Source organism: Terrabacter tumescens (assembly GCF_014646815.1).
In the GTDB taxonomy this organism is placed as follows: domain Bacteria; phylum Actinomycetota; class Actinomycetes; order Actinomycetales; family Dermatophilaceae; genus Terrabacter; species Terrabacter tumescens.
On the sequence record NZ_BMNZ01000001.1, the window covers coordinates 53,020 to 71,617 of the forward strand.

20 protein-coding genes are annotated in these 18,598 nt (G+C 72.0%); 18 read left to right on the forward strand and 2 right to left on the reverse strand.

The window, feature by feature from the left end:
- The first annotated feature begins 146 nt into the window (after window positions 1–146).
- From IEY30_RS00255 to IEY30_RS00275, 5 genes are all read left to right on the forward strand, one after another.
- The gene (locus tag IEY30_RS00255) at window positions 147–329 is read left to right on the forward strand and encodes a hypothetical protein (RefSeq protein ID WP_043415675.1); all 183 of its coding nucleotides are present in this window, start codon (window positions 147–149) and stop codon (window positions 327–329) included.
- 132 nt (window positions 330–461) lie between these two features.
- A complete protein-coding gene (gene ftsY, locus IEY30_RS00260; protein WP_030146675.1) occupies window positions 462–1,676 on the forward strand; it encodes a signal recognition particle-docking protein FtsY in 1,215 nt (404 codons plus the stop codon).
- 255 nt (window positions 1,677–1,931) lie between these two features.
- Window positions 1,932–3,347 carry an ammonium transporter gene (locus IEY30_RS00265; RefSeq protein ID WP_030146674.1) on the forward strand — a complete coding sequence of 472 codons (1,416 nt, stop codon included), beginning with the start codon at window positions 1,932–1,934 and terminating at the stop codon, window positions 3,345–3,347.
- On the forward strand, window positions 3,344–3,682 hold the full coding sequence (locus IEY30_RS00270; protein WP_030146673.1) for a P-II family nitrogen regulator: 339 nt from the start codon (window positions 3,344–3,346) through the stop codon (window positions 3,680–3,682). The genes IEY30_RS00265 and IEY30_RS00270 overlap by 4 nt, the downstream gene beginning before the upstream one ends.
- A 78-nt stretch (window positions 3,683–3,760) precedes the next feature.
- Window positions 3,761–6,133 (forward strand): [protein-PII] uridylyltransferase, encoded by a 2,373-nt coding sequence (locus IEY30_RS00275; protein WP_030146672.1) that lies wholly within the window; start codon window positions 3,761–3,763, stop codon window positions 6,131–6,133.
- An 82-nt stretch (window positions 6,134–6,215) separates the two neighbouring features.
- Here IEY30_RS00275 and IEY30_RS00280 read toward each other — a convergent pair whose 3' ends face one another.
- A complete protein-coding gene (locus IEY30_RS00280; RefSeq protein WP_052358213.1) occupies window positions 6,216–6,647 on the reverse strand; it encodes an NUDIX hydrolase in 432 nt (143 codons plus the stop codon).
- 89 nt (window positions 6,648–6,736) lie between these two features.
- Here IEY30_RS00280 and ffh point away from each other — a divergent pair, with 89 nt between their 5' ends.
- The 10 genes from ffh to trmD all read left to right on the forward strand — a co-directional run bounded on the left by ffh (window position 6,737) and on the right by trmD (window position 15,483).
- Window positions 6,737–8,368 carry a signal recognition particle protein gene (ffh, locus tag IEY30_RS00285; protein ID WP_030146670.1) on the forward strand — a complete coding sequence of 544 codons (1,632 nt, stop codon included), beginning with the start codon at window positions 6,737–6,739 and terminating at the stop codon, window positions 8,366–8,368.
- A gap of 155 nt (window positions 8,369–8,523) precedes the next feature.
- The gene (locus IEY30_RS00290; protein ID WP_030146669.1) at window positions 8,524–8,880 is read left to right on the forward strand and encodes a hypothetical protein; all 357 of its coding nucleotides are present in this window, start codon (window positions 8,524–8,526) and stop codon (window positions 8,878–8,880) included.
- Window positions 8,881–8,882: 2 nt separating this feature from the next.
- Entirely contained in the window at window positions 8,883–10,094 is a 1,212-nt protein-coding gene (locus tag IEY30_RS00295; protein WP_052358211.1) for a glutathionylspermidine synthase family protein, read from the forward strand.
- Window positions 10,095–10,166: 72 nt separating this feature from the next.
- A complete protein-coding gene (locus IEY30_RS00300) occupies window positions 10,167–10,589 on the forward strand; it encodes a DUF350 domain-containing protein (RefSeq protein WP_030146667.1) in 423 nt (140 codons plus the stop codon).
- Between the two features lie 57 nt (window positions 10,590–10,646).
- Complete coding sequence (locus IEY30_RS00305; RefSeq protein ID WP_030146666.1) at window positions 10,647–11,735, forward strand: amidohydrolase family protein; 1,089 nt, start codon at window positions 10,647–10,649, stop codon at window positions 11,733–11,735.
- Window positions 11,725–12,693, forward strand: coding sequence for a GNAT family N-acetyltransferase (locus IEY30_RS00310; protein ID WP_229674768.1), 969 nt, complete (start codon window positions 11,725–11,727; stop codon window positions 12,691–12,693). Before IEY30_RS00305 ends, IEY30_RS00310 begins: the two co-directional genes overlap by 11 nt.
- Before the next feature lie 186 nt (window positions 12,694–12,879).
- Window positions 12,880–13,359 (forward strand): 30S ribosomal protein S16, encoded by a 480-nt coding sequence (gene rpsP / locus IEY30_RS00315; protein ID WP_030146664.1) that lies wholly within the window; start codon window positions 12,880–12,882, stop codon window positions 13,357–13,359.
- Window positions 13,360–13,361: 2 nt separating this feature from the next.
- On the forward strand, window positions 13,362–13,604 hold the full coding sequence (locus IEY30_RS00320) for an RNA-binding protein (protein ID WP_030146663.1): 243 nt from the start codon (window positions 13,362–13,364) through the stop codon (window positions 13,602–13,604).
- Window positions 13,605–13,732: 128 nt separating this feature from the next.
- Window positions 13,733–14,260 carry a ribosome maturation factor RimM gene (gene rimM, locus IEY30_RS00325; protein WP_030146662.1) on the forward strand — a complete coding sequence of 176 codons (528 nt, stop codon included), beginning with the start codon at window positions 13,733–13,735 and terminating at the stop codon, window positions 14,258–14,260.
- A 32-nt stretch (window positions 14,261–14,292) separates the two neighbouring features.
- Window positions 14,293–15,483, forward strand: a complete 1,191-nt coding sequence (gene trmD, locus IEY30_RS00330) for a tRNA (guanosine(37)-N1)-methyltransferase TrmD (RefSeq protein ID WP_030146661.1) — start codon at window positions 14,293–14,295, stop codon at window positions 15,481–15,483.
- A 12-nt stretch (window positions 15,484–15,495) separates the two neighbouring features.
- Here trmD and IEY30_RS00335 read toward each other — a convergent pair whose 3' ends face one another.
- Window positions 15,496–16,254 carry an ABC transporter permease gene (locus tag IEY30_RS00335; RefSeq protein ID WP_030146660.1) on the reverse strand — a complete coding sequence of 253 codons (759 nt, stop codon included), beginning with the start codon at window positions 16,252–16,254 and terminating at the stop codon, window positions 15,496–15,498.
- 228 nt (window positions 16,255–16,482) lie between these two features.
- Here IEY30_RS00335 and rplS point away from each other — a divergent pair, with 228 nt between their 5' ends.
- Genes rplS through lepB (IEY30_RS00350) form a run of 3 tightly spaced genes read left to right on the forward strand, consistent with a single transcriptional unit; the run spans window position 16,483 to window position 18,575 of the window.
- Window positions 16,483–16,857 (forward strand): 50S ribosomal protein L19, encoded by a 375-nt coding sequence (gene rplS / locus IEY30_RS00340; RefSeq protein ID WP_030146659.1) that lies wholly within the window; start codon window positions 16,483–16,485, stop codon window positions 16,855–16,857.
- A gap of 27 nt (window positions 16,858–16,884) precedes the next feature.
- On the forward strand, window positions 16,885–17,682 hold the full coding sequence (gene lepB / locus IEY30_RS00345) for a signal peptidase I (protein WP_229674769.1): 798 nt from the start codon (window positions 16,885–16,887) through the stop codon (window positions 17,680–17,682).
- A complete protein-coding gene (gene lepB, locus IEY30_RS00350) occupies window positions 17,682–18,575 on the forward strand; it encodes a signal peptidase I (protein ID WP_030146657.1) in 894 nt (297 codons plus the stop codon). The genes lepB (IEY30_RS00345) and lepB (IEY30_RS00350) overlap by 1 nt, the downstream gene beginning before the upstream one ends.
- Window positions 18,576–18,598 lie beyond the last annotated feature (23 nt).

Genomic DNA, 18,598 nt, shown 5'->3' on the forward strand with positions numbered 1-18,598 from the left:
GCCCGGGGGAGGGCAAGGGTGCGCCCGGACGACCCGTCGGTTGCGCGCTCTCGCCTGCGTCCGGGCGTGCGCGTCGACGTTGGAGTTGCAGAATCGTCACTTCATGCTATTTGCGTCCCAGCAGTCACGTGCGTCACTCTTGTCACATGGTCTTCCTGGTCATCTCGATGCTCGTCGTCACCGTGCTCGGTGTGGCGGTCGTCGGCGTCGTCGCGGTGCCTGCGCACCGTGGCGGCCGCGACCTGCTCACCACCAAGGGGGAAGGGGTCGCACGCTCGGCACGCCGTCGCGCGGGCGCCCTCGGCCGACCGCGCGCCCGCACCCACTAGGCCGCGTCCGACCGCCTGCCCACACGCTCGGCCACCGGTCACCGCCGGTGGCCGAGCGCTGTCCGGACCGCCTTGTCGGCGCCCCTCGGGGGCGCTCACGGGCGGACGGCGACCCCGCCCGACCGTGGTTGGATGGCTGACGTGGACACAGTCTTGATCTTCGTCATCATCGGGGTCGTCATCCTCCTCGGGGCCGTCGGCTACGGCGTCAACCTGCTCCGGGGACGAGGGCGCACCCTCGAGCGCGAGGCGCCTCCGACCCGTCCGGGCCTGCCCGCCGAGGACCTCGACCGCCGGCCACCGACCGGCGGGGCCGACACCATCGCGCCTCCCGAGGCGCCCGGTGCTCCCGCCGAGGTCGAGACCACCACCCCCACGGCGCCCAGTGCACCCACGGCGCCCGAGCCGACGCTCGAGCGTCCCGAGTCGGCCCGCGGCCGCCTCCAGCGCCTCCGCGCCCGCCTCGCCCGGTCCAACTCCTCCATCGGGCAGGGCCTGCTCGCCCTCCTCTCGCGCGGCAAGCTCGACGAGGAGGCCTGGGAGGAGGTCGAGGACACCCTCATAGGCTCCGACCTCGGGGTCGAGGCCACGACCGAGCTCGTCGACTCGCTGCGCAGGCGCGTCAAGATCGACGGCACCACCGACGAGGCCACCGTCCGCGAGTGGCTCCGCGAGGACCTGCTGAGCCTCGTCCAGCCCGACATGGACCGCCGCATCGCGAGCAGCCGCGTCGGCGACCGCCCCGCCGTCATCCTCGTCGTCGGCGTCAACGGCACCGGCAAGACGACGACCGTCGGCAAGCTCGCCCGCGTCCTCGTCGCCGAGGACCGCGAGGTGATCCTCGGCGCGGCCGACACCTTCCGTGCGGCCGCCGCCGACCAGCTCGAGACATGGGGTGCGCGCGTGGGCGTGCCGACCGTCCGGTCCGACAAGGACGGCGCCGACCCGGCCGCCGTCGCCTTCGACGCCGTCAAGGCCGGCATCGAGGAGGAGGCCGACGTCGTCATCATCGACACCGCCGGTCGCCTCCACAACAAGGTCGGGCTCATGGACGAGCTGAGCAAGGTCAAGCGCGTCATCGAGAAGCAGAGCGAGATCGACGAGGTGCTGCTGGTCCTCGACGCCACGACCGGGCAGAACGGCCTCCAGCAGGCCAAGGTCTTCTCCCAGGCGGTCGACGTCACCGGCATCGTGCTGACCAAGCTCGACGGCACGGCCAAGGGCGGCATCGTCGTCGCGGTGCAGCGCCAGCTCGGCGTCCCCGTCAAGCTCGTCGGGCTCGGCGAGGGGCCGGACGACCTCGCCCCCTTCGACCCCGAGGCCTTCGTCGACGCCATCGTCATGTGACCGTCCGCTGAGGCACTGGAGCCGGGGAAGGGCGGCAGCGTGAGCCGGCGAACGCTCCCGCCCTTCACTCACGTATGCCGCCCGGCTCAGCCGGGCGGCATACGTGCTCCCGGTCGGTCCGCCCCTTGGTCACCCCTTCCACGATGCGGACGCCCGTGTGGCGGGAAACCATCCGCTAACACCGCCGCGGTCTTGTTGACACGGCTGTAACAAACGGAGCGCGCCGGCGAAACGGCCCGTCCCCAGACTCCTCGCATGACAACAGCACTGATGCCCTTCGCGGCAGAACCACCAGTGATCAACGAGGCCGCGACCGCATTCATGCTCATCGCGTCCTCGATGGTCCTCCTGATGACGCCTGGGCTCGCCCTCTTCTACGGCGGCATGACCCGGAGCAAGTCCGTCCTCAACATGATGATGATGAGCTTCGGCGCCATGGCCGTCGTCGGCATCGTCTACGTGCTGTGGGGCTACTCGATGTCGTTCGGCAACCTCCAGGACGGCGGCGGCGACATCGCGGGCATCTTCTCGAACCCGTTCCACCTCTTCGGGCTCAGCCAGCTCACCGGCGCCGACGGGGCGGCACGGCTCATCGACCCGTTCGGTGTCGGCGTCTGGATCCCGGAGTACATCTACGCGGGCTTCCAGCTGACGTTCGCCGTCATCACCGTCGCGCTCATCAGCGGCGCCATCGCCGACCGCGTCAAGTTCGGCACCTGGATCACCTTCGCGGTCATCTGGGTCACCGTCGTCTACTTCCCGATCGCCCACATGGTCTGGGGCGGCGGCCTGCTCTCGGGTGCCGAGGGCGGCCTGTCGGCCAAGCTCTTCGGGGCCACCGATGGTGTCGCGAGCGTCCTGCCCATCGACTTCGCCGGCGGCACGGTCGTGCACATCAACGCCGGTGCGGCGGGCCTCGCCCTCGCGCTCGTCGTCGGCAAGCGCCTCGGCTTCGGCAAGGTCGCGATGCGTCCGCACAACCTGCCGCTCGTCATGATCGGCGCCGGCCTGCTGTGGTTCGGCTGGTTCGGCTTCAACGCCGGCTCGGAGCTGGCCGCCGACGGCGTCGCCTCCTCGGTGTGGCTCAACACGACCGTCGCCACCTGCGCCGCGGCCATCGGCTGGCTCGTCGTGGAGAAGATCCGTGACGGTCACGCGACCTCGCTCGGCGCCGCGTCCGGTGTCGTCGCCGGTCTCGTCGCCATCACCCCGGCCTGTGGCGCCCTGTCGCCCGTGGGCTCGATCATCCTCGGTGTCGTCGCCGGTGGCCTCTCGGCCCTCGCCGTCGGCCTCAAGTACAAGTTCGGCTACGACGACTCGCTCGACGTCGTCGGCGTCCACCTCGTCGCCGGCCTCTGGGGCACCGTCGGTGCCGGCCTGCTCGCCACCAAGACCGGGCTCTTCTACGGCGGCGGCTGGCAGCAGACCGTGCTGCAGGTCCTCATCGCCGTCATCTCGCTCGTGCTGTCGTTCGTCCTGACCTACGCCATCGCCCTGGCCCTCAAGGCCACGCTCGGCTGGAGGATCTCCGAGGACGCCGAGTCCGAGGGCATCGACCAGGCCGTCCACGCCGAGTCCGGGTACGAGATCGGCGGGTTCCCCGCCTCGGGTGGCCGCACCACGTCCCGTCCCGTCGTCCAGGCCGCCAAGGCCGAAGGAGCCAACGCATGAAGCTCATCACCGCCATCATCAAGCCCCACCAGCTCGACGAGGTGAAGGAGGCCCTGGAGGCCTTCGGGGTGGCCGGCATGACCATCAGCGAGGCCAGCGGCTACGGCCGTCAGCGCGGTCACAGCGAGGTCTACCGCGGCGCCGAGTACACCGTCGACTTCGTGCCGAAGGTGCGCCTCGAGGTCCTCGTCGACGACGTCGACTCCTCGGACGTCCTCGAGGTCATCCTCAAGGCCGCGCAGACCGGTCGCATCGGTGACGGCAAGATATGGGCCGTCCCGGTCGACGAGGTGGTGCGGGTCCGCACCGGCGAGCGGGGCGTCGACGCCCTCTGAGCGTCGACGGCCACGCGAGCACCCGATCAGCACCCAAGCAACCAGCACACGCACCACTAGGGGACGGCGAGACCTGACATGACGGATGTGACCTCACGACGTCTCGACCTCGCCGGCACCCGCACCTTCGCGACGCCCGGCGCCGGCCAGACCCGGCGCCGGGCGCTCGCGGAGTTCGGGTTCGGATGGCTCCAGGAGCTGTGGCGCGAGGCCTGCGCCGGGCGGCGGCACGAGGGCGTCGCGCTCGCCGCGGTCGGCTCGCTCGCCCGCGGTGACAGCGGACCGCTCAGCGACTACGACCTCGTGCTCGTGCACCACCCGCGCGGCCTGTCGGGCAAGGAGGTCGGCGCCTTCGCCGACAAGCTCTGGTACCCGATCTGGGACGCGGGGGTCCGGCTCGACCACAGCGTGCGCACCGTGGCCGACTGCCGGGCCGTCGCCTCCGACGACCTGTCCGCCGCGGTGGGACTGCTCGACCTGACGCACGTGGCCGGTGACGCCGACGTCGTCAACGCGGCTCGGTCCACGGTGGCCCACGACTGGCGGGCCAACGCCCGCACCCGGCTCGGCGAGATGCACGAGTCGGTCGTGCAGCGCCACGCTCGCCAGGGCGACCTCGCGCACCTCATCGAGCCCGACCTCAAGGAGGCCCACGGCGGGCTGCGCGACATGTCGGTGCTGCGGGCCCTCACGGCCGCGTGGCTCACCGACCGCCCGCACGGCGAGGTCGACGAGGCCTACGAGCGCATCCTCGACGTCCGCGACGCCATCCACGTCGTCACCGGACGCGGGCGCGACCGGCTGACCCGCGACGACCAGGACGCGTGCGCCGCCCTGCTCGGCTACGGCGACTCCGACGACCTCCTGACGGACCTCTCGACCTCGGCCCGCACGATCGCGTATGCCGTCGACGGCACCCTGCGTCGAGCCATGCAGTCCCAGCGCGCCAGGACGCTGCGCGTCGGCCCCCGCCGTCCGCAGCTGGCGCCGCTCGGCTACGGCCTCTACCGGCATGACGGCGAGGCGGTCCTCGGGCCGTCGGCCGACCTGTCGTCCGACGCGATCATCCCGCTGCGCGCCGCCGTCGTCGCCGCGCGCGGTGGCATCCCGCTGTCACCGACGACGCTGAAGAACCTCGCCGCCACCGCGCCCTCGCTGCCCGAGCCGTGGCCCGAGGTCGCCCGCAACCTCTTCGCCGACCTGCTCGCGTCCGGTCCCGGCCTCGTCACCGTGTGGGAGGGCCTCGACCTCGCGGGTGTGGTCGAGCGCTGGATCCCGGAGTGGAAGGCGGTGCGCAGCCGGCCGCAGCGCAACGCCGTCCATCGGCACACCGTCGACCGCCACCTCATCGAGACGGTCGTGGCGGCGAGCGGGATGGTCCGCGACGTCGCCCGACCCGACCTGCTCATGCTGGCCGCGGTGCTCCACGACATCGGGAAGGTGCCCGGCTCGCAGGACCACGCGGTCACCGGGGCCGAGCTCGCCGACACGGTGCTCCGGCGAATGGGTGTCACCGACGCCGACCGTCGCACCGTCGTGCGCCTCGTGCGCGAGCACCTCACCCTCGTCGACCTCGCCACGCGGCGCGACCCCGAGGACCCTGCGACCATCGCCGCACTGTCCGAGGCCGTCGACGGCTCGGCTGCGACCCTCGACCTGCTGCGCGCCCTGACCGAGGCCGACGCGTCGGCGGCCGGCCCCAAGGCGTGGAGCGACTGGCGCGCCGGTCTCGTCCAGCGCCTCTACCTGGCCTGCCGCACGGCGCTCACCGCCCAGACCCCACCGACCGAAGGAGAGGGGACTCTCGTGGTCGAACCCATCGAGACCCTGTCGCTCTCCGACGATGCGCGAGGTCGCATCGCGTCCGGGGAGCCCTACATCACCGTGTCGTCCCTCGGGGGCGCGCACCGCATCGACATCATCGACCGTGATCGCGTCGGCCTCTTCGCCGACACCGCGGGCCTGCTCGCCGCCCACGGCTTCGTCGTGCGATCGGCCATCGTGCGCACCATCGACGGTCTCGCCGTCAACGAGTGGTGGGTCGACTCGCCCGGAGGGGAGACCCCGCTGCCTCCCGTCATTGCCCGCGACCTCGTGCGGGTCGCCAAGGGGGACCGCGCACCCCTGGGCAAGCTGCAGCGGCGCAAGTCCTCGGGCGTGCGCAGCCCCAGTTCGGGGTCCGTCGACTCGGCCCGGGCCATGGTGATCAGCAGCGCCTCCGACACCGCGACCGTCATCGAGGTCCGCGCGACCGACCGGCCCGGCCTGCTCCAGGACATCGGCATCACGCTCGCCCGGGCGTCCCTGTCGGTGCGCTCGGCCCACATCGCCACCTATGCCGGCCAGACCCTCGACACGTTCTACGTGACCGAGTTCGGTGGCGGGCAGCTCGCGCCGGCGAGGGCGGCCCAGGCCGTCGCGATGATCATCGACACCTGCGACGCCGACTGACCGGGGTCAACCAACAGGACGCCCGGCGCTTCCGGGTCCGCTCCCAGCCCGCCCGGCGGCATACGTCCTGTTGATTGACCCGTCAGTCGAGCAGGCCGGTATCCCGGAGGTGGTCGAGCACGAGGCGGTTGGCGGCCGAGACGCGGTCCGCGTCGGCCGAGCCCACCCACGCCAGCTCCTCGATCTCGCGCGACGGCGCGACCTCGCCCTCGGCGTCCGCGGTGTAGCAGGTGAGCCGCACGGGGCGGCTGTCCGGGCGGCCGTCGGCCGGGGCCTCGACGGTCACCCGGTGCACGGCGCTCGCGGGGTCGAGCCGGACGCCGAGCTCCTCGTGGATCTCGCGGACGAGGGTCTCGACGTCGCTCTCGCCCGGCTCGCGCTTGCCGCCCGGCACGTAGAACAGCTCGCGGCCGAAGCTGCGCGCGACGAGCAGGCGGCGATCGACGAGGTGCACCCAGGCGATCTTGTCGACGAAGGGTGGCGTCGTGGCCGAGCCGGCGTTGGGGTCACTCATCCTCGCGACCCTACGCCGCGGCATACGCCGCGGTGGTGGGGGAGCATGCCCGGGTCGGAAGTGGCCGACGGAGCGGATAGCCTTGCCCGGTGTTTGCATCCCTGTCTGACCGCCTGACCGCGACGTTCAAGAACCTCCGCGGCAAGGGCCGGCTCACGGAGTCCGACGTCAACGCGACGATCCGCGACATCCGCCTCGCCCTGCTCGACGCCGACGTGGCACTGCCCGTCGTCAAGCGCTTCACCGGGTCGGTGCGCGAGCGCGCCCTCGGTGTCGAGGTCAGCCAGGCGCTCAACCCGGCCCAGCAGGTCGTCAAGATCGTGCAGGAGGAGCTCGTCGGCATCCTCGGCGGGCAGACGCGCACCATCCGCTTCGCCAAGCAGCCGCCGACGGTCATCATGCTCGCCGGCCTCCAGGGCTCGGGCAAGACGACGTTCGCCGGCAAGCTCGGCCGCTGGCTCAAGGACCAGGGGCACACCCCGCTCCTCGTCGCGGCCGACCTCCAGCGCCCCAACGCCGTCACCCAGCTCGAGGTCGTCGGCGAGCGTGCCGGCATCCCCGTCTTCGCGCCCGAGCGCGGCAACATGGGCGGCCACGACGCCGTCCTCGACTCCGGAGAGGGCACCCGCTCCTTCGGCGACCCGGTCTCGGTGTCGCGCATGGGCATCGAGCACGCCCGCGCCAAGCAGTACGACGTCGTCATCGTCGACACCGCGGGCCGCCTCGCCGTCGACGCCAACCTCATGCAGCAGGCCGGCGACATCCGCGCCGCGATCTCGCCCGACGAGGTGCTCTTCGTCCTCGACGCGATGATCGGCCAGGCCGCGGTCGAGACCGCCCAGGCCTTCCACGAGGGCGTCGCCTTCACCGGCGTCGTGCTGTCGAAGCTCGACGGTGACGCGCGAGGTGGAGCGGCCCTGTCGGTCGCCGAGATCACCGGCGAGCCGATCATGTTCGCGTCGGTCGGCGAGAAGGTCACCGACTTCGAGGTGTTCCACCCCGACCGCATGGCCAGCCGCATCCTCGACATGGGTGACGTGCTCACCCTCATCGAGCAGGCCGAGAAGGCGTTCGACAAGCGCCAGGCCGACGAGATGGCGCGCAAGTTCCTCGCGGAGGAGGACTTCACCTTCGAGGACTTCCTCCAGCAGATGAACGCCATCAAGAAGATGGGCTCGCTCAAGTCGATGCTCAAGATGATGCCGGGCATGCAGGGGATGCGTGACCAGCTCGACGCCTTCGACGACCGCGAGTTCGACCGCGTCGAGGCGATGGTGCGTTCGATGACTCCCTTCGAGCGCACCCACCCCAAGCAGATCAACGGCTCGCGCCGCGCCCGCATCGCCAAGGGCTCGGGCGTCACGGTCACCGAGGTCAACCAGCTGCTCGAGCGCTTCGGCCAGGCCCAGAAGATGATGAAGTCGATGGCCCGCGGCGGCGGTGGCGGCATCCCCGGCATGCCGGGCATCCCCGGTGCCGGCAAGCGCGGCAAGCAGCAGCCGCAGCGCAAGAAGAGCAAGAGCGGCAACCCGGCCAAGCGTGCCGCCGAGGAGCGAGCCGCCGCGGAGAAGGCCGCCTCCGGGCGTGCGGCCTCCGCCGCGAGCGCCTTCGGTGCTCCTCCGGCTGGTGGCGACGCAGCAGGCGACGCCGACCCGCTGGCCGGCTTCGACGCCGCGAACCTGCCCAAGGGCTTCGAGAAGTTCCTCGGCGGGGGCCGCTGACCGGTCGGCCTGCCGGGACGGTGTCCCGGGCCACGGGACCGTCCTGAAGAATCCGTCCCGCCCGACGGATCCGACGGCGCTCCCGGCACGTCGGAGGCGCGTCCCGGCGACGGTCGGGACCCGACGATCCGGAGGAGAGCCGTCCCAGCATGCCCATGACCCGCAAGTCCGCCGCCGTCACGGTGGGGGCCGTGGCGCTCGCCTCCCTCGGCATCTACGGCGCCGTCCAGGACGACGACCACGACTTCGCCGGGGTCTGCGTCGACGAGGCGACCCAGACGCGGATCGCCGACGACCGGTGCGACGACCACCACTCCGCCGGCTTCCACGGCGGGCACGGCTGGTACTTCGTCCCCCGTGGTGTCGCGGCGCCGGGCATCGGTGCCCGCGTCGCGGGCGGCTCGTACACCGCTCCGCCCTCCAGCAAGTCGTGGGGGAGCGGGTTCAAGGCCGACGGTGGGGTCGTGACACGAGGCGGCTTCTCGGGGCACGGCTTCTCGGTCGGTGGCTGAGCGTGGACCGCGTCCCGAGCACGCCGCGTCCGGACTGGCTGCGCACCGTCGAGCAGCAGGGCCTGTCGTATGCCGTCGACCGCGCCGACGACGGCAGTGCCGTCCCGTACTGGGACGAGTCCGCCTGCTACGAGCTCACCGAGGGCGACGTCGAGGTGCTCGAGCGGGCCACCGGGGAGCTGCACCGGATGACCGTCGCCGCCGTGCACCGGATGGCCCACGACCCGGAGGTCATCGCCCGCCACGGTCTGCCCGACGGGGCCGGCGCGTGGCTCGCGGCGTCGCTGTCGGACCCTGACGCGACGTCGGTCTACGGCCGGTTCGACCTCGCCTGGGACGGCGACGGGCCGCCCAAGCTGCTCGAGTACAACGCCGACACCCCGGCCGGTCTCGTCGAGGCCGCGGTGTGCCAGTGGTTCTGGCTCGAGGACCTCCACCCGGGGCTCGACCAGTGGAACCTGTTGCACGAGAGGCTCGTCGAGGGCTGGCGCCGCATGCGGGCCCGCACCGGCGTGCGGGCCGTGCACTTCGCGGTCGGCCAGGACGAGCCGACCGAGGACTGGGCCACCGTCGCCTACCTGCGCGACACCGCGCAGGAGGCCGGGCTCGTGGCGCTCGGCATCACGATGGAGGACGTCGGCTGGCACCACGGGCAGCGCCGCTTCGTCGACGTGCACGGCGAGCCGATCACGCACTGCTTCAAGATGTACCCGACCGAGTGGATGCTCGACTCCCCGTTCGGCAGCTACCTGCTCGGCGGCGCCTCCACCACCCAGTGGATCGAGCCGCCGTGGAAGCTGCTCGCCGGCTCGAAGGCGCTGCTGCCGGTCCTGTGGGAGATGTTCCCCGGCCACCCCAACCTGCTCCCGGCGTACTTCGACCACCCGCACGGCCTCACGGCATGCGCCTCCAAGCCGCTCTTCGGCTGGGAGGGTGACGGCGTCGACGTCGTCGGTCCGGACGGCGAGGAGCGCTCGCCGCGACTGCGCACCGAGGGACAGCAGCGGATCTACCAGCAGTACGCACCCCTGCCCGACTACGACGGCAACCACCCCGTGCTCGGCACGTGGGTCGTCGACGGCAAGCCCGCGGGCCTCGGCATCCGCGAGTCGACGAACCTCGTGACCAACACCGGAGCCCGGTTCGTGCCGCACCGCATGCTGGCGCCCCGCTCGAGCCCCGAGCAGGTCGCCTCGTGGGTCGCCGAGCCCTGAGCACGCCACCATCGCACGACGTCACCACCCCTGCCTGGACCCCGAAACCCATCCCTGAAGCTGGAGCCCTGAATGGACCTGCTCGTCCACACCGGATACGCCCTCGTCTACGCCGTCGTCGGCATCGCCGTCCTCGGCCTGGGTTACGCCGCGCTGGACCTCGTGACACCCGGCCACCTCGGCTCGCACATCTGGACCGAGCGGTGCGTCAACGCGGCGATCGTGCTCGCCGCCGGGCTGCTCGGGCTGGGGTTCGTCGTCTTCGCGGCGATCTGGACCAACGCCACCGGCTCGCTCGGTGTGGCGCTCGGGTGGACCGTCGTCTTCGGCGTCCTCGGCGTGCTGCTCCAGGCGCTCGCCTTCCGGCTGCTCGACCTCCTGACACCCGGAGACATGGCCGAGCTCGTGACGCAGCGCGAGTTCCACCCGGCGTCGGTCGTCGCGGCCGCCGTGCAGCTCGCGGTCTCGCTCATCGTCGTGGCCTCGATCGCCTGAGCCTCGGGCGGATGTCCCTCCGCGGAGCGGAGGGGCTCGGAGGTTAGGGTCGGGACCATGAGTGCACCGGTGCTCCACGTCCGCGGTCGCGTGCTCGTCGGGCCCGACGAGGTCGTCGACGAGCTGTGGGTGGTCGGCGGGCGCGTGTCCTTCACGCCGCCCTCGGACCGCAGCGAGGTGCAGACCCTCGAGGGCTGGGTGCTGCCCGGGCTCGTGGACGCCCACTGCCACGTCGGCCTCGGCCCCCACGGCGCCGTGCCACGCGACGAGGCCGAGCAGCAGGCGATCACCGACCGCGACCGCGGCACGCTCCTCATCCGCGACGCGGGGCAGCCCGGCGACACGCACTGGGTCGACGACCGCGAGGACCTGCCGAAAATCATCCGCGCCGGACGCCACATCGCGCGCACCCGCCGCTACATCCGCAACTACGCGCACGAGGTGGAGGAGGACGAGCTCGCCCGCCACGTCCGGCTCGAGGCGCACCGCGGCGACGGCTGGGTCAAGCTCGTCGGCGACTGGATCGACCGCGACGTCGGCGACCTCGCCCCGAGCTGGTCGCGCCAGGCCGTCGCCGACGCCATCGCGGCGGCCCACGAGGAGGGCGTCCGCGTCACCGCCCACTGCTTCGGCGAGGAGTCGCTGCGCGACCTGGCCGCCGCCGGCATCGACTGCATCGAGCACGCGACGGGCCTGCAGGAGGACTCCATCGACACCTTCGCCGCGCAGGGCATCGCCATCGTGCCGACCCTCGTCAACATCGCCCAGTTCCCCGACCTCGCGGAGCCGGCCAAGGAGAAGTTCCCCGACTACCACCGGCACATGCTCGACCTGCACGAGCGTCGCTACGCCACCGTCGGGGCGGCGCACGAGGCCGGCGTGCCGATCTACGTCGGCACCGACGCCGGGGGCAGCCTCCCGCACGGGCTCGTCGCGCAGGAGATGGTCGAGCTGACCAAGGCGGGCCTCAGCAACGCCGAGGTCGTCGCCGCGGCCACGTGGGGCGCCCGGGAGTGGCTCGGCCGGCCCGGCATCGTCGAGGGCGAGGACGCCGACCTCGTCGTCTACGCCGCCGACCCGCTGGCCGATGTCACCGTCGTCGGCGACCCGCTCGGCGTCGTGCTGCGAGGCCGCGTTGTCGTCTGACCGCGCCGCCGAGCACCCCGCCGACCACGCCGGGGAGCCCGCTGCCGCCGAGCCGCCGCTCACCGCGACGGGGGAGCGGGTCGAGGTGCGGCCGCCGTCGGTGGCTGACATCGAGGCGTATGCCGCTGCCGTCACCCTCTCGGAGCGGCGCCTCGCCGACTTCGCGATCCCCAACCCGCACAACCTGCCGGTCGTCCTCGACAGCCAGTCGCAGACCTACCGCACGTTCATGGTGCACGCCCTCGATGCCGAGGGCTCGCACGGGCTCGTGGGCCGGATCAACGTCGCCAACGTCGTCGGCGGCTCGTTCCGCAGCGCGACGATCGGCTACGACTCCTACGACCCGTATGCCGGCCGGGGCCTGTTCGCCGAGGGGCTGCGGCTCACGCTCGACCTCGTCTTCGCCGACCCGCCCCAGGGGATGGGCCTGCACCGCATCGAGGCGAACATCCAGCCGGCCAACCACCGCTCAGCCGGCCTCGTGCGCTCCCTCGGCTTCGTCCACGAGGGCTTCTCCCGCGACTTCCTGCACCTGCCCGGCCTCGACGGGCGGCGCGACTGGCGCGACCACGACCGCTTCACCCTGCTGTCGAGCGACTGGCCGGCCGTGCCCTACCGTCCGCACGGGCACCGGCGCACCGCGTGCGTCGTCACCGGCCCCAGCGGCCCGGGCTACGGCTACGCGGGCGTCAGCCTGGCCGCGGCCGTGGCCGCCGAGCTCGGCATCCCGCTCTTCTCGGCGAGCGTCGTGGGCAGCACGGCCGCGCTCTTCGAGCTGCTCCGCGCCTCGCCCGTCGGTGGGGTGGTGGAGTGCCGGCTCTCCGGCCCCGAACTGCGGATGGGTCTGGCCCGCGCCGGCTACGAGCCCTCGGGCGTGCCCGTCCTCGACAACGCCGTCGACGTGCCCCGGCGCGAGGTCGTGAGGCAGGCCCTCGCGGTCCGCGCGGCGCGCGCCTGACGAGGCGGACGGCATACGCCCTCACGGGGCCGTGTCCGGAGCACCCCTCCGGGTCTGGCAGAATTGAGTGCTGTACCCGTCCGGCCCCCTCTCGGCTGGACCGGACGCCTACACACCGAGCGTCGGCACCCCGGCTGAACCCAGTCGGTCTCGCCGCGCTCACTACTGGTTGAGGAGACCGCCACCATGGCAGTCAAGATCCGTCTGAAGCGCATGGGCAAGATCCGTGCACCGTACTACCGCGTCGTCGTCATGGACTCGCGCACGAAGCGCGACGGCCGTGCCATCGAGGAGATCGGCAAGTACCACCCCACCGAGCAGCCGTCGCTCATCGACATCGACATCGAGCGCGCGCACTACTGGCTCGGCCAGGGCGCGCAGCCGACTGAGGCCGTCGCGGCGCTCATCAAGATCGTCGACGAGGGCAAGCTCCAGACCAAGGAGCCGAAGACCCCGAAGAAGGACCTCTACGAGGCCGCTGTCGCCGCTGCCGGTGGCAAGAACGACGCCGGCACCGACGGCCCGACGCCGCGCAAGAAGGCCGCCAAGAAGGCCGAGCCGAAGGCCGACGCCAAGGCTGACGAGAAGACCGACGAGAAGACCGACGAGAAGACCGAGGCCCCGGCCGAGGCTGCTGCCGACGAGGCCGCGAAGGCCGAGGCCTGAGCATGCTCGAGGAGGCGCTCGAGCACCTCGTCAAGGGCATCGTCGACCACGACGAGGACGTCGTCGTGCGCCGCAAGGAGCTGCGTCGCGGTGAGCTGCTCGAGGTCCGGGTCCACCCCGACGACCTCGGCCGCGTCATCGGCCGCTCCGGCCGCACGGCGAGCGCGCTGCGCACCGTCGTCGGCGCCCTCGCGGGCAACAACAACGTGCGCGTCGACATCGTCGACACCGACCGCGCGCGCTGAGCGCCGACTCCACCCGAGTCACCGAGAGGGGCGTCCCGGATCTACCGGGGCGCCCCTCTGCTCGTCCCCGCCGCCCTTCTCCGGCCCACTGGTCTCGTGGGGCCCACAGAACTGAGAGGATTCGGCCCATGAACGTCGTCCTCGCCCGCATCGGCAAACCCCATGGCCTGCAGGGAGAGGTGACCGTCCAGCTGCACACGGACGACCCCGAGACGCGCTTCGCCGTCGGCACCGTCATCGCGACCGAGGCCGACCCGGGGTCCGGGGTGCCCAAGACCCTCACGATCGCGTCGACGCGGGTGCACCGCGGCATCTGGCTGCTCACCTTCGAGGAGATCCCCGACCGCACCGGCGCCGAGAGCCTGCGCGGCACCCGGCTCGTGCTGCCCGAGTCAGACCCGCAGGACGAGGACGAGGCCTTCTACGAGGAGGATCTCGTCGGCCTCGAGGTGCGTGACACGAGCGGCGCGCAGGTCGGCACGGTCAGCGGTCTCGAGATCGGTCCGGCCCAGGACCGCCTCGTCGTGACGCTCACCGACGGCGTCACGGCCTACGTCCCCTTCGTCAAGCGCATCGTGCCCGTCGTCGCCGACGACCACGTGGTCGTCGACCCGCCGCCCGGCCTCTTCGACCTCTACCGCGAGGGCACCGAGTGAGCGTGCACCACGAGGGGGCGCCGGCGCCCGCCATGCGCGTCGACGTCGTCACGATCTTCCCCGACTACCTCGCCCCGCTCGACCTGTCGCTCATCGGCAAGGCGCGCGAGGACGGCCTGCTCGACGTCCGGGTGCACGACCTGCGGGACTTCACCCACGACCGGCACCGCACCGTCGACGACACCCCCTACGGCGGGGGAGCGGGCATGGTCATGAAGCCCCAGCCCTGGTCCGAGGCGCTCGACCACGTTCTGGCACAGGACAACCCGACCGGCGCCAAGCCGCGGCTCATCGTCCCCGGGCCGGGTGGGCAGCCGTTCACCCAGGCGCTCGCGCGCGAGCTCGCCGAGGAGCCGTGGCTCGCCTTCGCCTGCGGGCGCTACGAGGGCATCGACGAGCGCGTCTACGACCACGCCCGTGAGGACCTCGGTCTGGAGGTCTCGGTCGTCAGCCTCGGCGACTACGTCCTCAACGGCGGCGAGGTCGCCGTGCTCGCCATGGTCGAGGCCGTCGGCCGGCTCGTCCCCGGCGTCATCGGCAACGCCGCGTCGCTCGTCGAGGAGTCGCACGAGGACGGGCTGCTCGAGTACCCCATCTACACCAAGCCGAGCTCGTGGAACGGCCGCGAGGTGCCCCCGGTCCTGCTCTCGGGCAACCACGGCGCCATCGCCGAGTGGCGTCACGAGCAGCGGCTCGCCCGCACCGCAGCACGCCGGCCCGACCTGCTGCACGCCTCGCACGGCACCGACGCCGGTGACATCGAGATCAGCGCTGCGACGCCGGGCGACGTGCCCGAGCTCGCCGTGCTGATGCGGGCCTGCTGGGTGCAGGAGGCCGTCGCCAACGAGACCCTCGAGATCCCCGCCCTGCACGAGAGCCTCGACGACGTCCGCGCGAGCCTCGAGCACACGCAGACCTGGGTGGCCCGCAGCGGCGGCCGCCTCGTCGGCGCGGTGCGCACGTCGCGCACCGGACCCGACGCCGACGACTGGTTCATCGGTCGCCTCTGCGTCGTCCCGGACCTGCAGGGCCGTGGACTCGGCCGCCGCCTGCTCGAGCACGCCGAGTCGACCGCGCCGGACGGCATACGCACGTTCACCCTCCACACGGGGGCGCGCAGCACGGACAACCTGCGGATGTACAAGAAGGCCGGCTACCGCCTCGTCGAGCAGCCCGCGTCGATCCCCGGGGCGGTCACGCTCGTCAAGCGCCGTCGCCGCTGACCCGCGCGCCCGTCACGACACGAGCGCGAGGCCGAGGTCGTCCGGCAGCAGCAGGCGTCGGCGGATCAGGGCGGCCTGCACCCCCGCGGTGATCGACTGCGTCGCCATGATCGCGAAGAGCACCAGCACCTGGGCCGTCGCGGCCTGGACCGCGCTGCCGCCGCCGAGCATGACGCCGATGAAGGCGCCCGGCAGCGTGACGATGCCCGAGGTGCGCACCTGGTCGAGGCTCGGCACGATGCCCTCCGGGACGCGACGGGCGATGATCTCGTCGATGGCCTGGCCCGAGGTGAGCCCGAGCGAGAGCGACGCCTCGTACTGCCCGTGCTCCTCGCGCAGCGCCGCGAAGGTGCGCCGACCGACGAGCGTGTGCACCGTCATCGTGTTGCCGATGACGATCCCGGCCACGGGGATGACGGCGATCCCCGTCAGCGGCACCGAGCCCGTGGCCAGCACGATCCCCACGACCGGGACGACGCCGCACGCCATCGCGGCGGCCGCCCAGGGCCAGGTGCCCGGCGCGCCGACGCGCTTGGACGTCGTGGCGACCGCCGTCGCGAACATCGCGCCCACCGCGACGAACGACCACCACAGGGAGCCGACGACCGCGGTGATGACGAGCGCCACGAGTCCGAGCTGCACGACGGCCCGGGCGCCGGCGACCGCCGACTGGCGACCGAGGCCGATGCCGCTGACGCGGTTGGCGACGACGGTCACGAGCATGAGGACGACGAGACAGACGTAGACGGGCCAGCCGGGGGAGACGCTCACGGGCCCACGCTAGGGCACGGCCGGCCTACGCTCGCCTCACCGATTTCAGGTATGCCGCGTGCTCTGGCAGACTTGCTCCTTGCGTCCGGCACATGACGGCCCCTGCCACAGGGGGAGTTCGGTCACCACCTCGCACGACCAGCAGCACCGGTGACCTGACGCGGCCCGACGGACGCATCCACACCTTTGTGACGAGGTGGCCTGTGGCACCCAGGAAAGCGAAGCATCATGCACACGTTTGACGAGATCAACGCCGCATCGCTGCGCTCGGACGTTCCCGAGTTCCGCGCCGGCGACACCCTCAAGGTCCACGTCAAGGTCATCGAGGGCACGCGCTCGCGTGTCCAGGTGTTCCAGGGCATCGTCATCCGTCGCCACGGCGGCGGCGTCGGCGAGACCTTCACCGTCCGCAAGATCTCCTTCGGTGTCGGCGTCGAGCGCACCTTCCCGCTGCACACCCCGGTCATCGACAAGATCGAGGTCGTGACCCGCGGTGACGTCCGTCGCGCCAAGCTCTACTACCTGCGTGGTCTGCGCGGCAAGGCTGCCAAGATCCGCGAGAAGCGCGACACCATCCCGGCCAAGGCCGGCGCCAAGAGCTGACGACCTGCTGACGCAGCCGTCCGCCCAGTGACGCAAGGCGCGGTGGACCCCGAGCGGGCCGTCCCGGAGACATCCGGGACGCCCCCAGAGGCGGGGTCCGCCGCGCCTTCGTCGCGTCCGGGCGAGGGCGGCGCGCCGGGTGCTGGTCGTGCGGGTCTGGCCGGTCGGTCCGGGGCGTATGCCGCCGCGCGACGTCACCGGTGGCTGCTCGGTCCCGCGCTGCTGCTGCTCGCGATCGTGGTGATCCGGGCCTTCCTCGTGACGCCCTTCGGCATCCCGAGCGAGTCCATGCAGGACACCCTGCTCATCGGTGACCGCATCCTCGTCAGCCGCACGACGGCGCCGGCGGACCTGCGCCGCGGCGACATCGTCGTCTTCGACGCCTCCCAGGCCTTCAACCTCCGCGTGCCCGAGCGCGGCCTCCTCCAGACCTTGGTCGAGGCCGTCGAGAGCCTGGCCGGCAAGGGCCAGCCGACCGACTACGTCAAGCGCATCATCGGGCTGCCCGGCGACCACGTGAGGTGCTGCGCCGCCGACGGCCGTCTCGAGATCAACGGCGTCGCCGTCACCGAGCCCTACGTGGCACCGGGGCAGAAACCGAGCCTGCTCACCTTCGACGTGACGGTGCCGCCCGACCGGTTCTGGGTCATGGGCGACAACCGGGGATCGTCCGCGGACTCCCGTGCGCACCTCGGCGACCCGGGTGGCGGCATGGTGCCGGGGGACGACATGATCGGCAAGGTTTGGGTGCGATACTGGCCGCTCGATCGGCTCGGACCGGTCGAGCAAGGACAAATTGCCTCCGTCCCACGAAATGGTGAGTGATGTCGCAGTACACCGGACGCCCCGAAGACCCGACGCGCGGGCGCACTGCTGCTGACACCGACGACCTGGACGACGACCTCGACGACGACGACTACGACGACGAGCCGCGCAGCTTCGGCGCGACCATCCTGGCCGGCATCAAGGAGCTCGTCATCGTCGTCGTCCTCGCAATGGCGCTCTCCTTCGTGGTCAAGACCTGGCTCTTCCAGGCCTTCTACATCCCGTCCGGCTCGATGGAGAACACCCTCGTCAAGGACGACCGCGTCATCGTCAGCAAGCTGACGCCGGGGCCGTTCGACCTCAAGCGCGGCGACGTCGTCGTCTTCGAGGACCCGGGTGCGCCGACCCCGTGGCTCGGTGACCTCGGCGGCCAGCGCAGCAACGTCGGTGGGCCCTTCCACGACGCACTCGTCTTCGTCGGCCTGCTCCCCGAGGACTCCGAGAACCACCTCATCAAGCGCGTCATCGGCCTGCCCGGCGACCACGTCCAGGCCGACGGCGACACGGGCAAGATCAAGGTCAACGGCGTCGAGATCACCGAGCCCTACGTCAAGCCGGGCGACTACCCGAGCGAGGGCAAGAAGTTCGACATCACGGTGCCGGCGGGTCGCATCTGGGTCATGGGCGACCACCGCAGCGACTCCTCCGACAGCCGCTGGCACGACGACGGCACCGGCGCCACCGGCTCGGTCCCGATGGACAAGATCGTCGGCCGGGCGCTGTTCGTCGTCTGGCCCATCGACCACGTGACCTGGCTCGGCGTGCCCGAGCGCACCTTCTCGCAGGTCCCGACGGCCACGACGCCGTCGACGAAGCCGACGGGCAAGGGCACGGTCAACCCGAGCCCCACCGGCAAGCCGCGCCCGTCGGCCACGACGACGAAGGCCGGCTGATCGCCAGCCCCGGCAGCCCCCGC

What these genes read in the sequence shown, in the direction of transcription:
- IEY30_RS00255 (WP_043415675.1), top strand. Translation starts at nt 147, where the DNA reads ATGGTCTTCCTGGTCATCTCGATGCTCGTCGTCACCGTGCTCGGTGTG.
- IEY30_RS00275 (WP_030146672.1), top strand. Translation starts at nt 3,761, where the DNA reads ATGACGGATGTGACCTCACGACGTCTCGACCTCGCCGGCACCCGCACC.
- ftsY (WP_030146675.1), top strand. Translation starts at nt 462, where the DNA reads ATGGCTGACGTGGACACAGTCTTGATCTTCGTCATCATCGGGGTCGTC.
- rplS (WP_030146659.1), top strand. Translation starts at nt 16,483, where the DNA reads ATGCACACGTTTGACGAGATCAACGCCGCATCGCTGCGCTCGGACGTT.
- lepB (WP_030146657.1), top strand. Translation starts at nt 17,682, where the DNA reads ATGTCGCAGTACACCGGACGCCCCGAAGACCCGACGCGCGGGCGCACT.
- IEY30_RS00280 (WP_052358213.1), bottom strand. Translation starts at nt 6,647, where the DNA reads ATGAGTGACCCCAACGCCGGCTCGGCCACGACGCCACCCTTCGTCGAC.
- rimM (WP_030146662.1), top strand. Translation starts at nt 13,733, where the DNA reads ATGAACGTCGTCCTCGCCCGCATCGGCAAACCCCATGGCCTGCAGGGA.
- IEY30_RS00320 (WP_030146663.1), top strand. Translation starts at nt 13,362, where the DNA reads ATGCTCGAGGAGGCGCTCGAGCACCTCGTCAAGGGCATCGTCGACCAC.
- rpsP (WP_030146664.1), top strand. Translation starts at nt 12,880, where the DNA reads ATGGCAGTCAAGATCCGTCTGAAGCGCATGGGCAAGATCCGTGCACCG.
- IEY30_RS00270 (WP_030146673.1), top strand. Translation starts at nt 3,344, where the DNA reads ATGAAGCTCATCACCGCCATCATCAAGCCCCACCAGCTCGACGAGGTG.
- IEY30_RS00305 (WP_030146666.1), top strand. Translation starts at nt 10,647, where the DNA reads ATGAGTGCACCGGTGCTCCACGTCCGCGGTCGCGTGCTCGTCGGGCCC.
- IEY30_RS00265 (WP_030146674.1), top strand. Translation starts at nt 1,932, where the DNA reads ATGACAACAGCACTGATGCCCTTCGCGGCAGAACCACCAGTGATCAAC.
- trmD (WP_030146661.1), top strand. Translation starts at nt 14,293, where the DNA reads ATGCGCGTCGACGTCGTCACGATCTTCCCCGACTACCTCGCCCCGCTC.
- IEY30_RS00290 (WP_030146669.1), top strand. Translation starts at nt 8,524, where the DNA reads ATGACCCGCAAGTCCGCCGCCGTCACGGTGGGGGCCGTGGCGCTCGCC.
- IEY30_RS00300 (WP_030146667.1), top strand. Translation starts at nt 10,167, where the DNA reads ATGGACCTGCTCGTCCACACCGGATACGCCCTCGTCTACGCCGTCGTC.